This window comes from Streptomyces sp. NPDC014764 (assembly GCF_043082785.1).
Classification (GTDB): Bacteria; Actinomycetota; Actinomycetes; order Streptomycetales; family Streptomycetaceae; genus Streptomyces; species Streptomyces althioticus.
Genome location: NZ_JBIBXY010000002.1, coordinates 381,964 through 400,865, shown reverse-complemented (window position 1 = coordinate 400,865; position 18,902 = coordinate 381,964). Strand labels below are relative to the sequence as shown.

The following is an 18,902-nucleotide window of genomic DNA, read 5'->3' as shown; positions in this document are numbered from 1 at the left end:
TGCCTCACTCCTCCTGACCGGGAACCGCGTCCGTACCCAGCGACACCGCCCGCTTCGCCTCCTCCACTGCGTACGCGAACCCCGCCTCGGGGTCGCGCCGCAGCCGCTCCGTCGCGAGCGCGTGGCCCCGGACCCGCGGGTCCGGACGGTCCGCCGCGGCCCGCACCGCCGGGACCGCCGGCTCGCCCAGCTCGACCAGCGCCCGGCTGAGACTGAGATGCGTCTCCCGCCCGCCCCGCCCGAGCTGCGACACCAGCACCTCCGCCAGCTCCGCCGCCTCGTCCTCCGGCGCCAGCAGCACCGCCGTGCGCCAGGCGGTCCGCGCCACCTCGTCGTCCGGGTCGGTCAGCAGCGACCGGGGGACCGCGGGCCACACGCTCCGGTCACCGATCTTCGACAGGGTGTGCAGCGCCTGGCTCCGCGCCCGTGCCTTCGGCGACCCCAGCTCGGCCAGGACCCGCGGCACCGTCACCGTCTCCGGGTGCCGGGTCAGGGCCCATGTCAGCATGTCCCGCACATGGAACACGGGCTCCACCCCGCACCGCTCCACCAGCGGCTCCACGAACCCCGGGTCCGGGTCCGACCCGGCCGCCAGCGCCGCGCGCAGCCGCACCGAGGAGTCGTCGTGCCGCAGTCCCGCGAGCACCCGTGCTGTTGTCGTCGTCTCCGCCTTGGGCATGGTCATCGGAGCACCTCCAGGCACGCCAGTGAAGACCTTCTCACCGTGTCAGGGTCAAGCCGCCCCCGCCGAGCCCTCCGGGGGGTTCCATGTCCGATTTCCGCCAGCCCGGCCCTCCCCGCCAAGGGACACTTGACCGTATGACGGACGAGGACAGCAGGTACGAGGCGGTGCGCAGCCGGGATGCCCGGTTCGACGGCGTGTTCTTCTTCGCCGTCGGGACCACCGGCATCTACTGCCGGCCCAGCTGCCCCGCCGTCACCCCGAAACGCGCACACGTGCGCTTCTTCCCGACCGCCGCCGCGGCCCAGGGCGCGGGCTTCCGCGCCTGCCGACGCTGCCGCCCCGACGCCGTGCCCGGCTCCGCAGAGTGGAACGTACGGGCCGACGCCGTGGGACGCGCCATGCGGCTCATCGCCGACGGCGTCGTCGACCGCGAGGGCGTCGCCGGACTCGCCGCGCGCCTCGGCTACAGCGCCCGCCAGGTGCAGCGGCAGCTCACCGCCGAGCTGGGCGCCGGGCCGGTCGCCCTGGCCCGCGCCCAGCGCGCCCACACCGCGCGCGTGCTGCTCCAGACCACCGGCCTGCCGGTCACGGAAGTCGCGTGGGCCGCCGGTTTCGCCAGCGTGCGGCAGTTCAACGACACCGTCCGCGCCGTGTACGCCGCCACGCCCACCGGACTGCGCGCCACCGCGCCCCGCAGAGGGCGCCCCCGCCCCGGCGCCCCCTCCGCGGGCGTGCCCCTGCGCCTCGCCCACCGGGGCCCCTACCAGGCGCGCCCCGTCTTCGACCTGCTGGAACGGGAGGCCGTCCCCGGCGTCGAGGAGATGACCGGGACGCCCGGCGCCCGCACCTACCGGCGCACCCTGCGCCTGCCCTACGGCACCGGCATCGCCGCCGTCGAGGAGCGCCCGCACACCGGCACCGGGGCCCGCCCCGGCGGCTGGCTCGACGCCCGCGTCCACCTCACCGACCTGCGCGACCTCACCACCGCCGTGCAGCGGCTGCGCAGGCTGTTCGACCTGGACGCCGACCCCTACGCCGTCGACGAGCGCCTCGGCGCGGACGCCCGGCTCGCCCCGCTGGTCGCGGCCCGCCCCGGACTGCGCTCGCCCGGCGCCGCCGACCCCGACGAGGTCGCCGTACGGGCGCTCGTGGGCCGCGACACGGCCGCCGAACTGGTCCGCCGCTACGGCAAACGGCTCGACGCGCCCTGCGGCGGCCTCACCCACCTTTTCCCGGAGGCCGCCGTCCTCGCCGGCGCCGAACCCGGCGGCACCCTGGGCGCGCTCACCGGCGCCCTCGCCGACGGCGCCGTACGGCTCGGGCCCGGCGCCGACCGGGACGTGGCGCGGGACGCCCTCGCCGCCGTCCCCGGCCTCGACGACCGTACGGTCGCCGAGATCCGCACCCGTGCGCTCGGCGACCCCGACGTGGCCCCGCCCGGCATCGACACCCCCGACAGCTGGCGCCCCTGGCGCTCCTACGCCCTCAACCACCTGCGCACGGCAGGGGAGTTGGAGTGATCCCCATGACGACGACGTACTGGACGCACGTGGAGAGCCCGCTCGGGCCGCTGCTGCTCACCGCCGCCCCGACCGGCGAGCTGACCTCGCTCACCGTGCCGGGGCAGAAGAAGGCGACCGTGGTCCTGGACGACTGGACGCGGGACGCCGGGCCCTTCCGCGAGGCGGAACGACAGCTCGCCGCGTACTTCGCCGGCGACCTCAAGGAGTTCCGGCTGCCCGTGCGGGCCGTCGGCACCCCCTTCCGGGAGAAGGTATGGGCCGCCCTCGACGACGTGCCGTACGGCGGGACCGCCACCTACGGGGAGATCGCCGCGCGTGTCGGGGCGCCCCGGGCCGCCGTCCGCGCAGTCGGCGGCGCCATCGGCGCGAACCCGCTGCTGATCGTCCGCCCCTGCCACCGCGTCATCGGCGCCGACGGCTCCCTCACGGGGTACGCCGGCGGGCTGGAGCGGAAGGTGCGGCTGCTCACCCACGAGGGCGTGCTGCCGCCCGTGTGAGCCCTCCGCGGTGCGCCACTCAGCCGAAGAACACCGCGCCGAGCCACGCCGCCGCGATCAGCTGGCAGGTGAACAGCTCCGTCAGCAGGCTCCACCCGCCCGACCGCATCACCGTGCGCACCGCCGCCCTCGCCTCCCCGCGGCGGCCGAGGCGGATCCGCTCGTGGACGTACACCCCGGCGAGGAAGCCGGGGATCGCGCCGATCACCGGCAGCACGACGAAACCCGCGAACGAGCCGCCGCCCGCGTACGTCAGCAGCCGGGCGTCCACGCCGCCCTCCCGGAGTCTGCGGGGCGGCAGCGCCCAGCGGATCACCTGCGACAGGAACAGCACCACGGTCGCCCCCACCAGCACCCACCACGCGACCGCCTGCGGGTCCTTCAGCGCCCACCACAGGACCGCGGCCCACACCAGCCAGGACCCGGGCACCCCGGGCACCAGCACTCCGCACAGACCGAACAGGAGCACCAGTCCGGTGAGCAGGAGGTCCCACGCTCCCATCTGTCCAGGGTGCAGGAGGGTACGGAACGGCGCAGATCGGAAGCATGGGGGCCGCCGCGCGCGGTGGTGATTTTCCCGATGCCCCGTTTTCATCCGGCCCGTCCGGTGGACAATTGAGGGCATGAGTCAGCAGGGGGGAAGGCCAGGCGGGCCCACCGGTCCCGGTCCCGAGGACGACTGGTGGGGTCGGCTGTACGACGACGCCTCCGACGACACGGGGCCGGCGCCCGCGGCAGACTCCCTGGAGGACCGGTTCGCCTCGGCTGCGGGAGCGGTGGGCTCAGACGGGGCGCCCGCCCCCTCGGCCCCGGACCCACGGGAGGTCCCCGGGCCCCCGGTGCTGCCGGGCCAGCGCCGGACGCCGCCCCCACCACGCGCGTGGTGGGAGCCCGAGCCCTCCACGGACACCCCTCCGACGTCCACACCCCCGGCCCGCCCCGGCCCGGTCCTCGCCCGTCCGGCCACGGAGCCGCCCGACGTCCCGGCCGCCCCGCCGAAGCCACCGCCCACGCGGCCGGGGCCGCCCCATGAGGCGCCGACCACGAGGCCCCCGATGCCTCCGGCCCCGGACCAGTCACCTGGGCACGGTGCTCCCGTCCCACCGGAGCAGCCCCCGGGCCAGTCACCTGGGCACGGTGCTCCCGTCCCACCGGAGCAGCCCCCGGGCCAGGCGCCGTCGCCGCACCCGCCGGGAGGCAGGCCGTCCCCGGCGGGCTCGCCGCCCGCGTCTCCTCCGGGGCCGGGTCCCGGGCCGGCGACCGCACCGCCCGGGCCGGCGACCGCACCGACGGGGCCGGCGCCCGCGCCCCCGTCGGGGCCGGGCCGTCCGGCTGCCCCGTCGTCCGCCCCGGAAGCGTCGCCCACCCGGCGTACGGGGGCCGAGCCCAGGCGGCCGGGTGACGGGGCCGCCGCGTCACCCGGGGCGAATCCGTCCGCACCCGACGCCCCCACCCCCACCCTCCCCGACCCGTCACCCCCCTCCGGACCCACCGCCGCCCCCGCCTACGGTGACTGGACCCCCGCCGCGTCGTCCGACGGTGGGCCGGAGGACGCGAGTCCCGTGTCCAGGCTCGGGCCCCTTCCGCCGCCGCTTCCCTCCCGCGTCCACGTCGGCGCCCGCCCGCCCACCTACGACGCGGAACCCACCGCCCTTCCCGCCGCCGACCCCGACGATCTGGACGCGCTCGTCCCCGACACCGTGCTGGACGGCGCCCGCTACGGCGCCTGCACGCTGCGGGCCGTCTCCGTGCGCGGGGACTCCGCCCGGTACCGGGGCGAGCCCCGCCGTGACGCGCTGCTGACCGCGCGGTTCGGGGCGGGAGAGCGGGCCCTCGTGCTGGTGGCGCTGGCGACCGGCACCAGGACCGCGCCCGGCGCGCATCTGGCCGCCGCCGAGGTGTGCCGCTGGATCGCCGCGGCGGTCGGCCGCAGCCACGAGCGGCTCACCGCCGACATCCGGGCCGCCCGCCGCGCCGACCTCAAGGCCGGTCTGCACCGCCTCACCGACCGCAGTCTCGGCAAACTGCGCGCCGCCGCGACCGAACAGGGCCTCGACCCCGGCGACTACGCGGCCACCCTGCGCTGCCTGCTGCTGTCCGGCGACCCCGGGTGCCGCACCCGGGTGTTCTTCGGGGTGGGCCCCGGAGGGCTGTTCCGGCTGCGGGACGGCGAGTGGCAGGACATCGAGCCGGAGGTCGCGGACGTGAAGGGCGAGCCGGTGCTCGGCTTCGGCTCGGCGCCGCACGAGACGCCGGACGGCGACCGCCTCACCATGGACCTCGGCATCCCCACACCCCCGAGCCCGTACGAGCCGGCCCCCGGACCGCCCCGCGAGCCCTTCCGGTTCCGTACCTCCGTAGCCCGCACGGGTGATGTGCTGCTGATGTGCGGCACCGGGTTCGCCGAACCGCTGCGCGGCGAACCCGAACTGCGCGCCCACCTCGCCGACCGGTGGTCCGCACCCGAACCGCCGGGGCTGACGGCGTATCTGGCGGACACCCAGGTACGGGTGAAGGGGTACGCCGACGACCGTACGGCCGTGGCCGTCTGGGAGGCGTGAGCGCGCCCGGTGTGAATTCATGGAATCCGTCAGGCATCTCCGGCACCCGAGGGGCAGACGGAAACCATGGCCAAACAGAACATCGCGGAACAGTTCGTCGACATCCTCGTCCGCGCGGGAGTCAAACGCCTGTACGGCGTGGTCGGGGACAGCCTCAACCCGGTCGTGGACGCCGTGCGCCGCAACTCAGCCATCGACTGGATCCATGTCCGGCACGAGGAGACCGCCGCGTTCGCGGCCGGCGCGGAGGCGCAGGTCACCGGTCGGCTCGCCGCCTGCGCCGGCTCCTGCGGACCCGGCAACCTCCACCTCATCAACGGCCTGTACGACGCCCACCGTTCCATGGCGCCCGTCCTGGCCCTCGCCTCCCACATCCCCTCCAGCGAGATCGGCCTCGGCTACTTCCAGGAGACCCACCCGGACCAGCTGTTCCGGGAGTGCAGCCACTACAGCGAGCTGATCTCCAGCCCCCGGCAGATGCCCCGGCTGCTGGACACCGCCATCCAGCACGCGGTCGGCCGGTCCGGGGTCAGCGTCGTCTCGCTGCCCGGCGACCTCGCCGACGAACCCGCCCCCGACCAGGCGCCCGAGACCGCGCTGGTCACCTCCCGGCCCACGGTCCGCCCCGGTGACGACGAGATCGACAAGCTCGTCGACATGATCGACCGCGCCGAGAAGGTCACCCTGTTCTGCGGCGCCGGCACGAAGGGCGCGCACGCCGAGGTGATGGAGTTTGCCGGGAAGATCAAGGCGCCGGTGGGACACGCCCTGCGCGGCAAGGAGTGGATCCAGTACGACAATCCGTACGACGTCGGGATGAGCGGGCTGCTCGGCTACGGCGCGGCGTACGAGGCGACGCACGAGTGCGACCTGCTGATCCTGCTCGGCACCGACTTCCCGTACAACGCCTTCCTGCCCGGCGACGACGTGAAGATCGTCCAGGTGGACGTGCGGCCCGAGATCATCGGGCGGCGGTCCAAGCTGGACCTCGCGGTGTGGGGCGACGTGAAGGAGACACTGCGCTGTCTCACGCCCCGGGTGCGAACCAAGGACAACCGCAAGTTCCTCGACCGGATGCTGAAGAAGCACGCGGAGGCGCTGGAGGGGGTGGTGAAGGCGTACACCCGCAAGGTGGAGAAGCATGTGCCGATCCACCCCGAGTACGTGGCGTCCGTACTGGACGACCTGGCCGACGACGACGCCGTCTTCACCGTCGACACCGGAATGTGCAACGTGTGGGCCGCGCGGTACATCTCGCCCAACGGCCGCCGCAGGGTCATCGGGTCGTTCTCCCACGGCTCGATGGCCAACGCGCTGCCGATGGCGATCGGGGCGCAGTTCACCGACCGGCACCGGCAGGTCGTGTCGATGTCCGGCGACGGCGGATTCACGATGATGATGGGCGACTTCCTCACGCTCGTGCAGTACGACCTGCCGGTGAAGGTGGTCCTGTTCAACAACTCCTCGCTGAGCATGGTGGAGCTGGAGATGCTGGTCGCCGGACTCCCCTCGTACGGGACGGACATGAAGAACCCGGACTTCGCCGCCGTGGCGCAGGCCTGCGGGGCGTACGGGGTGCGGGTGGAGAAGCCGAAGGAGCTCGCGGGCGCGCTGAAGGCGGCGTTCAAGCACAAGGGCCCGGCGCTGGTGGACGTCGTGACCGACCCCAACGCGCTGTCCATCCCGCCGAAGATCAGCAAGGAGATGGTGACCGGGTTCGCCCTGTCCGCCTCCAAGATCGTGCTGGACGGCGGGGTCGGCCGGATGGTCCAGATGGCCCGCTCCAACCTGCGGAACGTGCCGCGCCCGTAGGCGCGTTCAGTTGTTCCGGGTCCGCCAGGAGCGGTTCAGGGTGTCGTACTCGTAGTGCGGCAGGCCCCCGACGGCGCTGGTGCGGAAGGGACGGCCCCGGTCGTCGATCCGCACCGTGCCGGTGCGGCCCTGCGAGGACCAGTCCAGCTCCAGCCACCAACGGCAGTCGCAGCCCTCGGTGCGGGCGGTGATCAGCAGCACCTCGGGGTCGGTCGCGGACACCCGGTACGGCATCCGCACCGCGGGGATCGGCGTGCCCGCGTCGTTCCCGGCGACCGCACGGGCGATCGGCCGGTCCTTGTCCAGGTCCACGTCGAAGTAGCGCGGGGTCAGCGCGCCGCCGCAGCCCTGGTCCATGGCGTACGCGTTGCCGGGCACCGGCGCCGAACGGCCGGTCACCCGGACGCGCAGCGCCGTGAGGACGACGGCCGTGTCGGTCTTCCCCTGCACCGACAGCTCCACCAGCGTCTCCTTGCCGTGCACGGCGCCCTGCGTGGCCGCCCAGGTCCGGGCGTCCTGCGGGGCGGGCGGCGGAGGCACCTGGGCGGGCGGCTTCGCCACCACGTAGTCGTGCCCGCAGCCGTGCGCCCAGGCGTGGTCGTTCACCGACCAGGTGAGGGGCGGTCCTGCGGGCGCGTCCTCCGGCGCGGTCGAGGAGCCGGCGGGGCTCGGCGCCTTGGACACGGTGCCGTTCCCGCCGTGACGGGCGGAGGGGGAGACGGAGGGGGACGGCGAGGACGACACCGGGACCGAGGGGGAGCCGGTGGGCGCGACCGACCGGGCGGGGCCGGCGCCGTCCCCGGCGCCGCTCTCCCGGCCTTCCTCCGCCGCCCCGACGGCTCCGCTCCCGGACGTCTTCCGGTCGTCCGGCAGGAACGACAGGCTCCCGACGGTGGCGAGCACGGCACACATGGCGGCGACGGCGACGGCGAGACGCTTGCGCCGCCAACGCCGCGCGGGTCCGTGACCGGGACTCACGGGCCCGCTCACGACATGGGTGTCGTCCCCGCCCGGTCCCTCGGCGTGGCCGGAATCGTTCGCCTCCACGGCGCCCGGTTCACCGTCCGGCCCGGTGCCCGCGGTACTGCCGCGCGACGGCCGGGCACCGGCCGTCGCGACATCGGTGGCTGACGGGTCGTCGTCCGCGGCACCCGCCTGCCCGCCGTGCGGCGGCAGAGCACCCGGCCGCACGTGGCCGGGCTCCGCCCGGCGCGGCGCGTACGAGCGGCGGGACGCACCGTCGCGCCGCGCAGCGCTCGACACCGAGTCCGCCCCCGTGCCGGGCGTGTCACCCGGCCCTGAGCCCGGCCCTGCGGTCCCGGGCCCGTGCCCACCGCCGGGCGGAGCGTCCGCCCCGACGCCCGACGCCGAGCCGTGCTCTGCGGTGTCCGGCCGCTTCCGATCTGTGGCGGGTTCCTCGGGCGAGCCCGGCCCGCGCTCGCCCTCACGCGTCCCGTCCGCGTCCGTGCCGGCAGGCGTGGCGTCGGACTCGGGGCAGTGGCCCGTGGCTTCCGGCCGTCGCCCGTCCCTGGCGGGGCCTTCGGGTGAGCCCGGGCCACCCCGCCCGCCCACGCCGTCCGGCGTCCTGTCCGCGTCCCCGCCGGCGGGCTCCGAAGCCGACCCGTCCTGCCCCGGGGTCGCCGTCGAAGTCGCCCCGCCCCGCGGCCGCCTCCGTGCCTCCGCGGCGCGGAGCCACAGGCGGTGGAGGTCGAGACGTTCCGCGTCCGTCGCGCCGCACAGCGCGGCGAAGCGTTCGACCGGGGCGAAGTCGACCGGGACCGCGTCGCCGGCGCAGTAGCGGTGCAGGGTCGAGGTGTTCATCCCGAGGCGGCGGGCCAGCTGGCCGTAGCTGCGGTCCGTGCGTCCCTTCAGCTCCCGCAGCAGCGCCGCGAACTCCGTCACCTCGTCCTGTGCCGACACCGGCCCCGTCTCCCCGTCACTCGTCCGCGTCCGCCTCCACCGGGCGTCCCAGGGCATCCCAGGCACCCTGTATCACTGCACGTCGGACGGGCTGGGATGGTTCCATGCCGGGCAATCGGGCGGCGACGCTTGCGCCGGTCGTCCGCGACGGCGGATGCTCTGACCACGGCGAACCGCCCCGACGGCCCGGACGGACCATCCCGGCCGCCGCGGCGCACGTGTCGTCATTCCACCACGCACATCCCACGGGGGTCACCCATGTCCGTCCGCACCCGTGTCGCGGCACTCGCCGCGCTCACCGCCACCGCGCTCGCCGTGGGCGCGGCCGCCACCGCACAGGCCGGCGCCGCGCCCGGCGGGACCGTACAGAAGAACGCGGCGGCGAACAGCGCGTCCGCGCAGAAGAAGGCCGCCGCCCCCAGGTTCCTCGCGGCGTCCGAGCTGCCACCGCACCCGACCGGCTGGACCGCCGGTCCGGTCACCGACGGCTTCCCCGAGCAGCTCGCGTACTGCCTGGGTGAGGGCGTGCCGGCGTACGACTACCGGCATCGCCTGTTCCACACCGAGCTGGACACCAGCGCCGTGCAGGTCACCGTCGTGACCGGGTCCGCGGCGAAGGGCAAGGCACTGGCGGACCGGCTGAACAAGGAGATCCGCACCTGCGCCGCCCGGCTGGAGCGGCTGTACCCGGAGATCGAGGCCGAGGGCCGGTTCTTCGGCACGCTGCCCGTCGAGGAGGGGGCGACGGTGCACGGCCTGCACACCGAGACGTCGTACGGCGCCACGGACGTCAACCTGCTGTCCGTGGGGCGTGACGGCCGTACCGTGACCGTCGTCGGCTGGGGCCAGATGGGCGACTTCGACGACGCCCCGCTCGCCGCGTTCAGGAAGACCGCGAAGAAGGCGGTCACCAAGCTCTACTGAGGTTCCTCAGTTCCGCGACCACCGTGTGAGAGCCGGGGTCGTCCTCTCGCCACGGGGGTCGGGAGGACGGCCCCGCACACGGTTGTGTGGCCGTTGCACTTCGGACAACAACGGCTCACCGCCGCTCCGTATGACTGCCGTGTGAACGACCGGGCAAGCATTCCCGTGTAGGTGTTCGAGCAGGTGGGGGAATCGGCGTCGGCACGCGGGCGGGGGTCATGAGAGGTCAGGCTTCGGCGGATCGGCTGAGGCGCACACTGGGGCGTGCGGATCTGCGGGCGGTGGCCGAGTCCCGCCACGCCCTGCGTGAGCTGTTACGTCACCGGTGCGATCCGGAGCGGTCCGCGGTCGCGGAACTGCTCACCAGCGAACTGGTGACCAACGCCCTCGTCCACACCGACCGCGACGCGGTTCTCACCGCGGACGCAGGCCCGTGGGGGCTGCGCGTGGAGGTGCGTGACTTCACCGCCCGCGAGCCCCGGCCGCGCCCGAGGACGGGCAACGACACCACGAACGGGCGGGGCCTGGTGCTCGTGGAGTCCCTCGCCGACGCCTGGGGCGTCAGACGGCACGGCGTGGGCAAGTCCGTCTGGTTCGCGCTCGGACCGGAGAGGGAAACGGGGACGGACGCCGACGCGGCGTGAGGGACGCGGTTCCCACCGCGTCCCTCACGCCGCGTCGCGCCGTCTACGGCGCCGGCCGAGTCGTACGGGCCGTCAGCCGAACTGCTGTTCCAGGTCCTTGAGCTTGCGCTCCAGGCTGTCCAGACGCGGCAGCGCCTGGGTGTCGTCCTCGGCCGTGAGGTCGACCCTCCGCGCCTCACCGCCGGAGTGGCGGACCGGCTGCAGGGAGGGACGCTGGGCGGGTGCGGGCAGGGCCTCCGGCGCCGCTATGGCAGGCTCCGCGGCGACCATGTCGGACTCGCGCTCCACCGTGGCCTCCAGCTCGCGCCCGCCCCGGCCGCCGAACCCCCGGTGACCGCGGCTGATCGCCTTCAGACGGGCCCGCTCCATGCGCTCCTGCTCCCGCCGGCGCCGCTTCTCCTGCTCCTTGCGGAGCTTGTCCTCGCGGACCTCCTCGACCGCCTCCTCGAGGCTGCGCACGCCCTCCAGCAGCATGAGCGACCAGGCGCGGTAGGTCTCGCGGGGGGCGCGCAGCCAGCGGACGATGCGGATCTGCGGCAACGGCCGCGGCACCAGGCCCTGTTCCCGTAGCGCCGCGCGGCGGGTCTGCTTCAGCGCGCGGTCGAAGAGGACCGCGGCGGACAGGGACATGCCCGCGAAGAAGTGCGGGGCGCCCGCGTGGCCGATGCCGCGCGGCGCGTGGACCCAGTTGAACCAGGCCGCGGCGAGGGCGAACGTCCACACGAGTATCCGCGAGCCGAGGGCCGCGTCACCGTGGCTGGCCTCCCGCACGGCGAGCACCGAGCAGAACATCGCCGCGCCGTCCAGGCCGAAGGGGACGAGGTACTGCCACCCGCCGGACAGGCCGAGGTTCTGCTCACCGAAGCCGACCAGGCCGTGGAAGGACAGGGCGGCGGCCACCGCCGCACAGCAGAACAGCAGCACGTAGGAGACGGTGCCGTAGAGGGCCTCCTTGCGCCTGCGGCGCTCCTCGCTGCGCTCCCACGAGTCGTCGGCGCTCGTGTCCTTGACCGAGGAGCGCTTGCCGCGCGCCAGCACCGCCACCGCCGCCAGCATGCCCAGGAGCAGCACGGCGCCCGGAAGCAGCCAGTTCAGCGATATGTCGGTCAGTCTCATCTAGGGGTCCCTTGCATTGGGATAGGGCGTAACGCCCGCCATGGTGGCCCAATCCCGGCGTCCCTCAGGGGGTTTCGGGGCAAGAGGCCGCCAACGAAGTGCGAGGGGGGTGCCCTGGGCGGCCTTGTGCTCGAACTGCCGTATGAGGGGCGGGAGTTGAGTTCGAACAAGACTACCCGTACGGATGGTTCCGTGGAGGGTTCCTGCGGGTGGTGAGGAAATCGTGAAGTGCTCGTGACCTCGCGGCTCCGGTCCGCGCGCGCCGGCGGTGGACACGACGGCGGGGCGGCCGGACGATCTTACGCCGTCCGGCCGCCCCGCCTTGTCCTACGTCACGTCAACCGGCCTGCCCGACCAGCTCTTTCTCCTGCTCGGGGGCGCGTACCGCGGTCCGCTCGCCGGCGCAGGTGCGCGGGCAGGTGGCGCAGACGTCCGCCGGGCGCAGGGTGTAGAACATGCAGCAGCTCACCCGCTCCCGGGTGGCGACGGCCGCTTCCCCGCCGGGCCCGGACGGCCTGCGGAACGTCACCGCGCCGACGTAGGGCTTCGTCGCGCCCGGCAGGAGCAGCTCCAGCTCGCGCAGGGCCCGCTCCTCCTCGCCGAGCAGCCCGGCGACGTACCAGAGGCTCTCGACGATCTCGTCGGTCGCCATGCCCCACAGCGCCCGGCCACGCCGGCGCATCCGGGGGCCGAATCCGGCCAGCACGGGCTCCAGGTGTTCGGCGACCGCCGTGCGCACCTCCGCCCGCAGCGCCTCCTCGTCCTCCACGACACGCGCGCCGGGCAGGGCGGCGGCCGGGTCGTCCGGCAGGCAGGCGAAACCGGCGGGGCGTACGGCCATGCGGCCGACGGCGAGTCCGGCGGCGGTGCGGTCGAACGAGACGTGTGTCACGGGGTAGCGCGGGACCCGGCGGTGCAGGAACCACGGCACGGTGATCAGCAGGCAGGCCGGCCAGGCGTACCGGTGCAGACCGAAGCTGGCGATGACGTCGGGACGGCCCTGCTGTCCGTAGTCCCGCCGCACCTGCGTGTCGTCCCAGGCGAGGAAGGCGTCCAGGGCCTCCTCGCCTGCGGCGAGGTCGGCGGCGGCGACCCAGCCGCCGCCCCGGGGGGCCGCCTCGGCCGCGCCGAGTTCGGTGACGGCGAGGGCCGGGAAGGCCTCCGCCAGGCGGGCGTACGCGTCCGCTACGGCCGAATCGGGCACGGCCATGGGGCCACCCCTTCACGTCTCGTGGAGCCGGGCAATAAAAGGTAAGCCTCACCTTACCCAACATCGCGGAGATGTGAACTGGCGTCCGATGCGCTTATGGTGCTTGACGCACAGGTGCCAACCCGCCGTAATGACCCCAAGTACCGACACGTCCGCAGGAGGACCTTGTGAAGCAGGGCACGCAGGGCTCCGCCGGGAGGACGACGGCCGAGGCCGCCGAGGCCGCCGCCGGGACCGCGCGGAGCCGGTGCCGGGTGCCCGCCCAGCCGGGCGCCGGCGAGGGGGGCCGGCGCCGCGACGCCGACGGCGCCGGGGAGGGGTCCGCGCGCGGCGAGCACACCCACGGCGAGCCCGTCCTTCCCCGGCCCCGGCCCGCCGTCCAGCGGTCGTCCGTGCGCGGCCAGGTCCTCGCCGCCCTGCGCACCGCGCTGGTCACCGGCGATCTGCGGCCCGGCGAGGTCTACTCGGGGCCGGTGCTGGCCGAGCGCTTCGGCGTCTCCGCCACGCCCGTCCGCGAGGCCATGCAGCAGCTCGCCCAGGAGGGAGCGGTCGAGGTCGTGCCCAACCGGGGCTTCCGGGTCGTCGAGCGCAGTCCGCGGGAGCTGGCCGAGCTGGCGGAGGTGCGCGCGCTGCTCGAGGTGCCGGTGATGCTGCGGCTGGCCCGTACGGTGCGACCCGAGCGGTGGGCCGGACTGCGTCCGCTCGCCGAGGCCACCGTCCGCGCCGCGTCCTCCGGCTGCCGCGCCACGTACGCCGAGGCCGACCGCGCCTTCCACAGCGCGGTCCTCGCCCTCGCCGGCAACCAGCAACTGGTCGGTGTGGCAGAGGAGTTGCACCGCCGCGCCCAGTGGCCCCTGATGGGTGACGGCGCCCCCGGCGGCGGCACCCGCGCCGAACTCATCGCCGACGCCCACGAGCACACGGCCCTGCTGGACGCGCTGATCGCCGGCGACCTGGATGTGGTGCGGGCACTGGTGGGCGAGCACTTCAACGGGGCGGAGTAGGAGGGGCGACCCCTCCGGCGCCCCGGCCGCCTCACGTGCCGGACCTGGAGCGGACCTGCCGGCCTCCCCGGACCGTCGGACGCGCCCGAGCGCCCCGAGCCCCTCGCCCCCGGGGCGGCGAACCCCGCTCCCCGCGTGCCGGCGCCGAATCACGGAACGGACTTTCGGGTGCCTCGGCCGCGGGTGCCTCGGCCGCGGGTGCCTCGGCCCCGGGTGCCCCGCGCCTCGGGGCGCATCGAGCGCGGGGTGTCGTGCTTCCGCGCGGGGGCGTCGTGCTTCCGTGCGGCGGGTGCCGACGTCGGAACGTCTCTCGGGTGCTTCGAGGCCTGGACGCGCGCCTCACGACTGCCTCACCCCGGTTCCTGGGGCGCGCGCCCCAGGGCGCCGAGGTCCCGGCTGCCGAAAGCGCCTCGAACCCCGGCTTCACCCGAACGAGACCCCCGTAACGCGCCTCACGCCGTCGCCGCGTCCTCTTCCGGAGGGGCGAGGCGGTGGGCGAGCCAGGTGGGGACTCCCCCCAGGAGGCGGAACAGGCGGCGGGCCTCCTCGCGGAGGCGGGCGGCCTCCGGCTCCGTCTCCGTGTCCGCCAGGGACACCAGGGCCGGCGCCGTGCCGACCAGGTACCCCAGCTCCTCCCGGATCCGCAGCGACTCCGCGAACCCGTGCCGGGCCTCCGTCAGCTCGCCCTCACGCAGGGCGAGTCCGGCGAGATGACGCCAGGTGGCGGACAGCAGCAGCGGGTCGGCGTGGGCGGTGGCGCCCGCGTGGGCCCGCCGGTACGCCGCGCGGGCGGCCTGCGGGGAGCGGGTGAGGTTCTCCGCGATCAGCCCGCGCCGGAAGTCCAGCAGCGGCCGCCCCGGCGCGCCCGGCGCGATCAGCGCGGCCGCCCGGCCCAGCGCGGCGCGCGCCTCGTCGGCCCGGTCCCGGACCTGGAACAGCGTGGCGGCGTAGGCCAAGTACCCGCGTTCACAAGCGGCCGCGCCCCGTTCGTCGTCGGTGTGCGTCAGCGCCTCCGCCGTGCGCAGCGCGTCCTCCGCGTCCTCCCACCCCGCCTCGGTGTAGAGGCACCGCTCCACCAGCAGCGACGCCCGCTGGAGGGCTGATTGAGGGGTGGCGGGGGTGAGCAGTGCGGCCGCGTCCACCCAGCAGGCGCGGGAGCGAAGCCGCCACACCGCCGTCTGGAGGGGATCGTCTTCGGCGGTCGTTCCGTCACCGGACATGGCGGTATGCGCCACGTTGCCCTCCCCGAGCACGCCATCGAGCTGTTGAGTGGTGGCCGCATCTCAGCACGAACCACCGGGCCCGGCCAAGAGGGCGGGTGAAGGATTTCACAAAGTCATGGGGAGCGGGGCGGAAGCCGGCAGTCCGGCGTGTGGCCGGGTCGGGGGAGAGCGGCGTCCCGTCGTGGCTGGATCCGTCGTGAGGGGGGTTGCGGGTTGGTTGTGGCTGGTCGCGCAGTTCCTCGCGCCCCCAGGGGGTTGCACCTGCGGTGTTCAGCTCATGCGCAGGGCCAGGAAGAAGTCCAGCTTGTCCTCCAGGCGTGACAGGTCACGCCCCGTCAACTGCTCGATGCGGCCGACGCGGTAGCGCAGCGTGTTGACGTGCAGGTGGAGGCGGGTGGCGCAGCGGGTCCAGGAGCCGTCGGAGTCGAGGAACGCCTCCAGGGTGGGGATCAGCTCGGCGCGGTGCCGGCGGTCGTACTCGCGCAGCGGGTCCAGCAGCCGGGCGGTGAACGCGCGCCGCACGTCGTCGGGGACGAACGGCAGCAGCAGCACGTGCGAGGCCAGCTCCTGGTGTCCGGCCGCGCACACCCGGCCGGGGCGTGCCGCGGCGACCCGGCGCGCGTGCCGGGCCTCCTCCAGCGCGCCGCGCAGCCCCTCGGCCGAGTGCACCGCGGCGGACACGCCGACGGTGAGCCGTCCGTCGCCGTCGAGGCCCGCCGCCAGCGGACCCCGCACGGACTCCAGCAGCGCGTCGGCCGGCACACCGGGCCCGGCCTCGTCGTGCTCGTCGGCCACGGAGGGCAGCGGGACCAGCGCGATCGCCTCGTCGCCGGTGTGCGCCACCGCGATCCGGTCGGACGGCTCGGGTCCGGTCGACGCCGGATCGACGAGGATCTCCTCGAGCAGCGCCTGGGTGACCGGCCCGGCGTCGCCGCGCCCGTCCTCCCACTCGACCCGGGCGACCACGACCTGCCAGTGCGGAGCGGTGCCGAGACCGGGCAGCAGCACCGGCGCGGCGACCCGCAGACGCGCGGCGATCTCCGCGGGCGCGGCGCCCGTCTGCACCAGCTCCAGCACCTCCTGGGCGAGCCGCCGCCGCACCGTGCGCGCCGCGTCCCGCCGGTCACGCTCGACGGCGATCAGCTGGGTGACGCCCTGGAGCAGGTCCAGCCGCTCCTCGGCCCAGTCGCCCGCGTCCGCCTCGACCGCCAGCAGCCAGTCCGCCAGCATCGTCTCGCGCGGGTCGCCGGGCTCGGCGGACGGACCGTGTCCGCTGCCCCGAACCGGGAAGAGGCTGTACGTCGTCCGGTCCAGCACCACCCGGTGCGGGCCGCGCCGCCCGGTCCGCACGGCCGCCAGATGCTCCGCCGCGAGCCGCGCGCACGCCTCGGCGTCCAGCGCGGGCACGCCGCCGCGCGCCCCCGCAATCTCCTTGGGCGCCGCGATCAGCCGGCCGGTGGGCGAGAGCACCCACGCGCGCAGGTCCAGGTCGGAGCCGAGCAGGTCGAGCACCACGTCGGGGCCGCCGCCGGCCGGGCCGGAGGTCATCATCCGCCGGTGCCGGTCGACGACGGCCGCCAGGTCCCCGGCGCGCTCGCCGGACACCTGCCGCACCACGTGCTCGGTGATGGTGGCGAACGCCACCGACTCGTGCACCGCGAACAGCGGCAGCCGGTGCCGCGCGCACGCCACGACCAGGTCCTCCGGCACGTCCCCCAGCTCCGCCTCGCCCGCGGCGAGCGCCGCCACCCCGGCCTGCACCAGGATTCGTACGAACGGCTCGGAGTCGGCGGCGTCGCGGCGCCAGGCGAGCCCGGTGAGCACCAGCTCGCCGCCGGACAGGTAGCGGCTGGGGTCGCGCAGGTCGGTGGTCATCACCCCGCGCACCCCGCGGTCCAGCTCGTCCTCCCCGCCGAGCAGCTTCAGGCCCAGCGCGTCGGTGTCCAGCAGTGCGCGCAGCCGCATTCTCGTCGCCGCCGTTCCTTGTCTCGTTACCCGTGGGGAGGGTGAAGGGTGGTCGGGAGGGGTCCGGGGGACTGGCCTGCGGACATGCTCCGCCGGCTCCCGGTCGCCTCCCGCGTTGCTGGAGGAAGACCGGAAGGTTACTTGGACTCTCCGTTCATACGAATCTACAAGATGCCCGCGTTGGCCAGCCAACTCCTTCATGGTTTCCGTGACTGACCCGGGCGGAGTACGCGGCGGTGTACTGGGCGCACTCCACGTGAACACCGCAGGAACGAGCCGGGCCCGCCGCACACGGATTGGCTCAATCTGTACGCCCCACGAGACGAAGAAGAGAGCCGGTCATGGACTTCCTTCGCCCCGCCAGCTGGGAGGAGGCGCTCGCCGCGAAGGCCGAGCACCCCACCGCTGTGCCGATCGCGGGCGGCACCGACGTGATGGTCGAGATCAACTTCGACCACCGCCGTCCCGAGTACCTGATGGACCTCACCCGCATCGGTGATCTCTACGAATGGGAGGTGGGCGACGACACCGTACGGCTCGGCGCCTCCGTGCCCTACGCGAAGATCATGGAGCATCTGCGCCCCGAGCTGCCGGGGCTCGCCCTGGCCTCCCACACGGTCGCCTCCCCGCAGATCCGCAACCGCGGCGGCGTCGGCGGCAACCTCGGCACCGCCTCCCCGGCCGGCGACGCCCACCCCGCCCTGCTCGCGGCCGGCGCCGAGGTCGAGGCGGAGTCCGTACGCGGGTCCCGCCGCATCCCGATCGACGACTTCTACACCGGCGTGAAGCGCAACGCGCTCGCGCCCGACGAGCTGATCCGCGCCGTCCACATCGACAAGGCCGACGGACCGCAGCAGTACTCCAAGGTCGGCACCCGCAACGCCATGGTGATCGCCGTCTGCGCCTTCGGTCTCGCCCTGCACCCGGAAACCCGCACGGTCCGCACCGGAATCGGCTCCGCCGCCCCGACGCCCATCCGGGCGAAGGCCGCCGAGGAGTTCCTCGACGCGGCCCTGGACGAGGGCGGCTTCTGGGACAACGGGAAGATCATCACCCCGTCCGTGGCGAAGCAGTTCGCCGACCTGTGCGCCGCCGCCTGCAACCCCATCGACGACGTGCGCGGCACCGCGAGCTACCGCCGTCACGCGGTCGGCGTGATGGCCCGCCGCACCCTGACCTGGACCTGGGAGTCGTACCGCGGCGCCCACCGCACCACGGAGGGAGCCGCGTAATGCGCCTCAACTTCACCGTCAACGGACGCCCCCAGGAAGCCGACGACGTCTGGGAGGGCGAGTCCCTCCTCTACGTCCTGCGCGAGCGCCTCGGCCTGCCCGGCTCCAAGAACGCCTGCGAACAGGGCGAGTGCGGCTCCTGCACGGTACGGCTCGACGGCGTGCCCGTGTGTTCCTGTCTGGTCGCCGCCGGACAGGCCGAGGGCCGCGAGGTCGTCACCGTGGAGGGTCTCGCCGACCACGCCCGGCAGCGCGCCTGCGGCGCCGGCGGGACCGGGGGCGCCTGTGGCACCTCCCTCGACGAGGCCAAGGGCTGGAAGGCCGGCGGCGCCGACTCGCAGACCGGCGAGGGCATGGAACTCTCGCCCGTGCAGCGGGCGTTCATCGACGCCGGCGCCGTCCAGTGCGGCTTCTGCACGCCCGGTCTGCTGGTCGCCGCCGACGAGATGCTGGAGCACAACCCCAACCCGTCCGACGCGGACATCCGCGAGGCGCTCTCCGGCAACCTGTGCCGCTGCACCGGCTACGAGAAGATCATGGACGCGGTCCGCCTCGCGGCCGCCCGCCAGTCCGAGGGGGTCTGAGC

16 protein-coding genes are annotated in these 18,902 nt (G+C 74.8%); 9 read left to right on the top strand and 7 right to left on the bottom strand.

From position 1 onward, the window contains the following. Positions 1 to 4: 4 nt before the first annotated feature. Positions 5 to 685 carry a HEAT repeat domain-containing protein gene (locus tag ACF1AG_RS06900; RefSeq protein WP_359608053.1) on the bottom strand — a complete coding sequence of 227 codons (681 nt, stop codon included), beginning with the start codon at positions 683 to 685 and terminating at the stop codon, positions 5 to 7. 134 nt (positions 686 to 819) lie between these two features. On the opposite strand from ACF1AG_RS06900, the gene ACF1AG_RS06895 reads away from it, so the two are divergent. Together ACF1AG_RS06895 and ACF1AG_RS06890 are read left to right on the top strand one after the other, a co-directional pair. Next, positions 820 to 2,205, top strand: coding sequence for a bifunctional transcriptional activator/DNA repair enzyme AdaA (locus ACF1AG_RS06895; protein ID WP_391809412.1), 1,386 nt, complete (start codon positions 820 to 822; stop codon positions 2,203 to 2,205). Between the two features lie 5 nt (positions 2,206 to 2,210). Further along, the gene (locus ACF1AG_RS06890) at positions 2,211 to 2,705 is read left to right on the top strand and encodes a methylated-DNA--[protein]-cysteine S-methyltransferase (RefSeq protein WP_391809411.1); all 495 of its coding nucleotides are present in this window, start codon (positions 2,211 to 2,213) and stop codon (positions 2,703 to 2,705) included. Between the two features lie 19 nt (positions 2,706 to 2,724). Here ACF1AG_RS06890 and ACF1AG_RS06885 read toward each other — a convergent pair whose 3' ends face one another. Next, on the bottom strand, positions 2,725 to 3,207 hold the full coding sequence (locus tag ACF1AG_RS06885; RefSeq protein WP_175446692.1) for a DUF456 domain-containing protein: 483 nt from the start codon (positions 3,205 to 3,207) through the stop codon (positions 2,725 to 2,727). Between the two features lie 1,060 nt (positions 3,208 to 4,267). Between ACF1AG_RS06885 and ACF1AG_RS06880 the strand changes: the two genes are divergently transcribed. Next, a complete protein-coding gene (locus ACF1AG_RS06880) occupies positions 4,268 to 5,266 on the top strand; it encodes a protein phosphatase 2C domain-containing protein (protein ID WP_387795386.1) in 999 nt (332 codons plus the stop codon). A gap of 66 nt (positions 5,267 to 5,332) precedes the next feature. Next, a complete protein-coding gene (locus ACF1AG_RS06875) occupies positions 5,333 to 7,078 on the top strand; it encodes a pyruvate dehydrogenase (RefSeq protein ID WP_359607391.1) in 1,746 nt (581 codons plus the stop codon). A 6-nt stretch (positions 7,079 to 7,084) separates the two neighbouring features. Here ACF1AG_RS06875 and ACF1AG_RS06870 read toward each other — a convergent pair whose 3' ends face one another. After that, positions 7,085 to 8,998, bottom strand: a complete 1,914-nt coding sequence (locus ACF1AG_RS06870; RefSeq protein WP_391809410.1) for a helix-turn-helix domain-containing protein — start codon at positions 8,996 to 8,998, stop codon at positions 7,085 to 7,087. A gap of 258 nt (positions 8,999 to 9,256) precedes the next feature. Here ACF1AG_RS06870 and ACF1AG_RS06865 point away from each other — a divergent pair, with 258 nt between their 5' ends. Continuing rightward, the gene (locus tag ACF1AG_RS06865) at positions 9,257 to 9,922 is read left to right on the top strand and encodes a hypothetical protein (protein ID WP_359607394.1); all 666 of its coding nucleotides are present in this window, start codon (positions 9,257 to 9,259) and stop codon (positions 9,920 to 9,922) included. A gap of 218 nt (positions 9,923 to 10,140) precedes the next feature. Further along, positions 10,141 to 10,566: an ATP-binding protein gene (locus ACF1AG_RS06860; protein WP_391809409.1), complete on the top strand. Its 426-nt coding sequence runs from the start codon at positions 10,141 to 10,143 to the stop codon at positions 10,564 to 10,566. A 72-nt stretch (positions 10,567 to 10,638) separates the two neighbouring features. Here ACF1AG_RS06860 and ACF1AG_RS06855 read toward each other — a convergent pair whose 3' ends face one another. Together ACF1AG_RS06855 and ACF1AG_RS06850 are read right to left on the bottom strand one after the other, a co-directional pair. Beyond that, the gene (locus tag ACF1AG_RS06855; RefSeq protein WP_359749471.1) at positions 10,639 to 11,682 is read right to left on the bottom strand and encodes a DUF2637 domain-containing protein; all 1,044 of its coding nucleotides are present in this window, start codon (positions 11,680 to 11,682) and stop codon (positions 10,639 to 10,641) included. A 337-nt stretch (positions 11,683 to 12,019) separates the two neighbouring features. After that, positions 12,020 to 12,892, bottom strand: a complete 873-nt coding sequence (locus ACF1AG_RS06850; RefSeq protein WP_391809408.1) for a (2Fe-2S)-binding protein — start codon at positions 12,890 to 12,892, stop codon at positions 12,020 to 12,022. A gap of 167 nt (positions 12,893 to 13,059) precedes the next feature. Between ACF1AG_RS06850 and ACF1AG_RS06845 the strand changes: the two genes are divergently transcribed. Next, positions 13,060 to 13,896, top strand: a complete 837-nt coding sequence (locus ACF1AG_RS06845) for a GntR family transcriptional regulator (protein ID WP_391809407.1) — start codon at positions 13,060 to 13,062, stop codon at positions 13,894 to 13,896. 452 nt (positions 13,897 to 14,348) lie between these two features. Here ACF1AG_RS06845 and ACF1AG_RS06840 read toward each other — a convergent pair whose 3' ends face one another. Next, positions 14,349 to 15,116 carry a hypothetical protein gene (locus ACF1AG_RS06840; RefSeq protein WP_359602375.1) on the bottom strand — a complete coding sequence of 256 codons (768 nt, stop codon included), beginning with the start codon at positions 15,114 to 15,116 and terminating at the stop codon, positions 14,349 to 14,351. 273 nt (positions 15,117 to 15,389) lie between these two features. Continuing rightward, positions 15,390 to 17,084 carry a PucR family transcriptional regulator ligand-binding domain-containing protein gene (locus tag ACF1AG_RS06835; RefSeq protein ID WP_359602321.1) on the bottom strand — a complete coding sequence of 565 codons (1,695 nt, stop codon included), beginning with the start codon at positions 17,082 to 17,084 and terminating at the stop codon, positions 15,390 to 15,392. A 341-nt stretch (positions 17,085 to 17,425) separates the two neighbouring features. On the opposite strand from ACF1AG_RS06835, the gene ACF1AG_RS06830 reads away from it, so the two are divergent. Together ACF1AG_RS06830 and ACF1AG_RS06825 are read left to right on the top strand one after the other, a co-directional pair. Continuing rightward, positions 17,426 to 18,316 carry a xanthine dehydrogenase family protein subunit M gene (locus tag ACF1AG_RS06830; RefSeq protein ID WP_359749478.1) on the top strand — a complete coding sequence of 297 codons (891 nt, stop codon included), beginning with the start codon at positions 17,426 to 17,428 and terminating at the stop codon, positions 18,314 to 18,316. Continuing rightward, the gene (locus ACF1AG_RS06825; RefSeq protein ID WP_391809406.1) at positions 18,316 to 18,900 is read left to right on the top strand and encodes a (2Fe-2S)-binding protein; all 585 of its coding nucleotides are present in this window, start codon (positions 18,316 to 18,318) and stop codon (positions 18,898 to 18,900) included. The genes ACF1AG_RS06830 and ACF1AG_RS06825 overlap by 1 nt, the downstream gene beginning before the upstream one ends. Positions 18,901 to 18,902 lie beyond the last annotated feature (2 nt).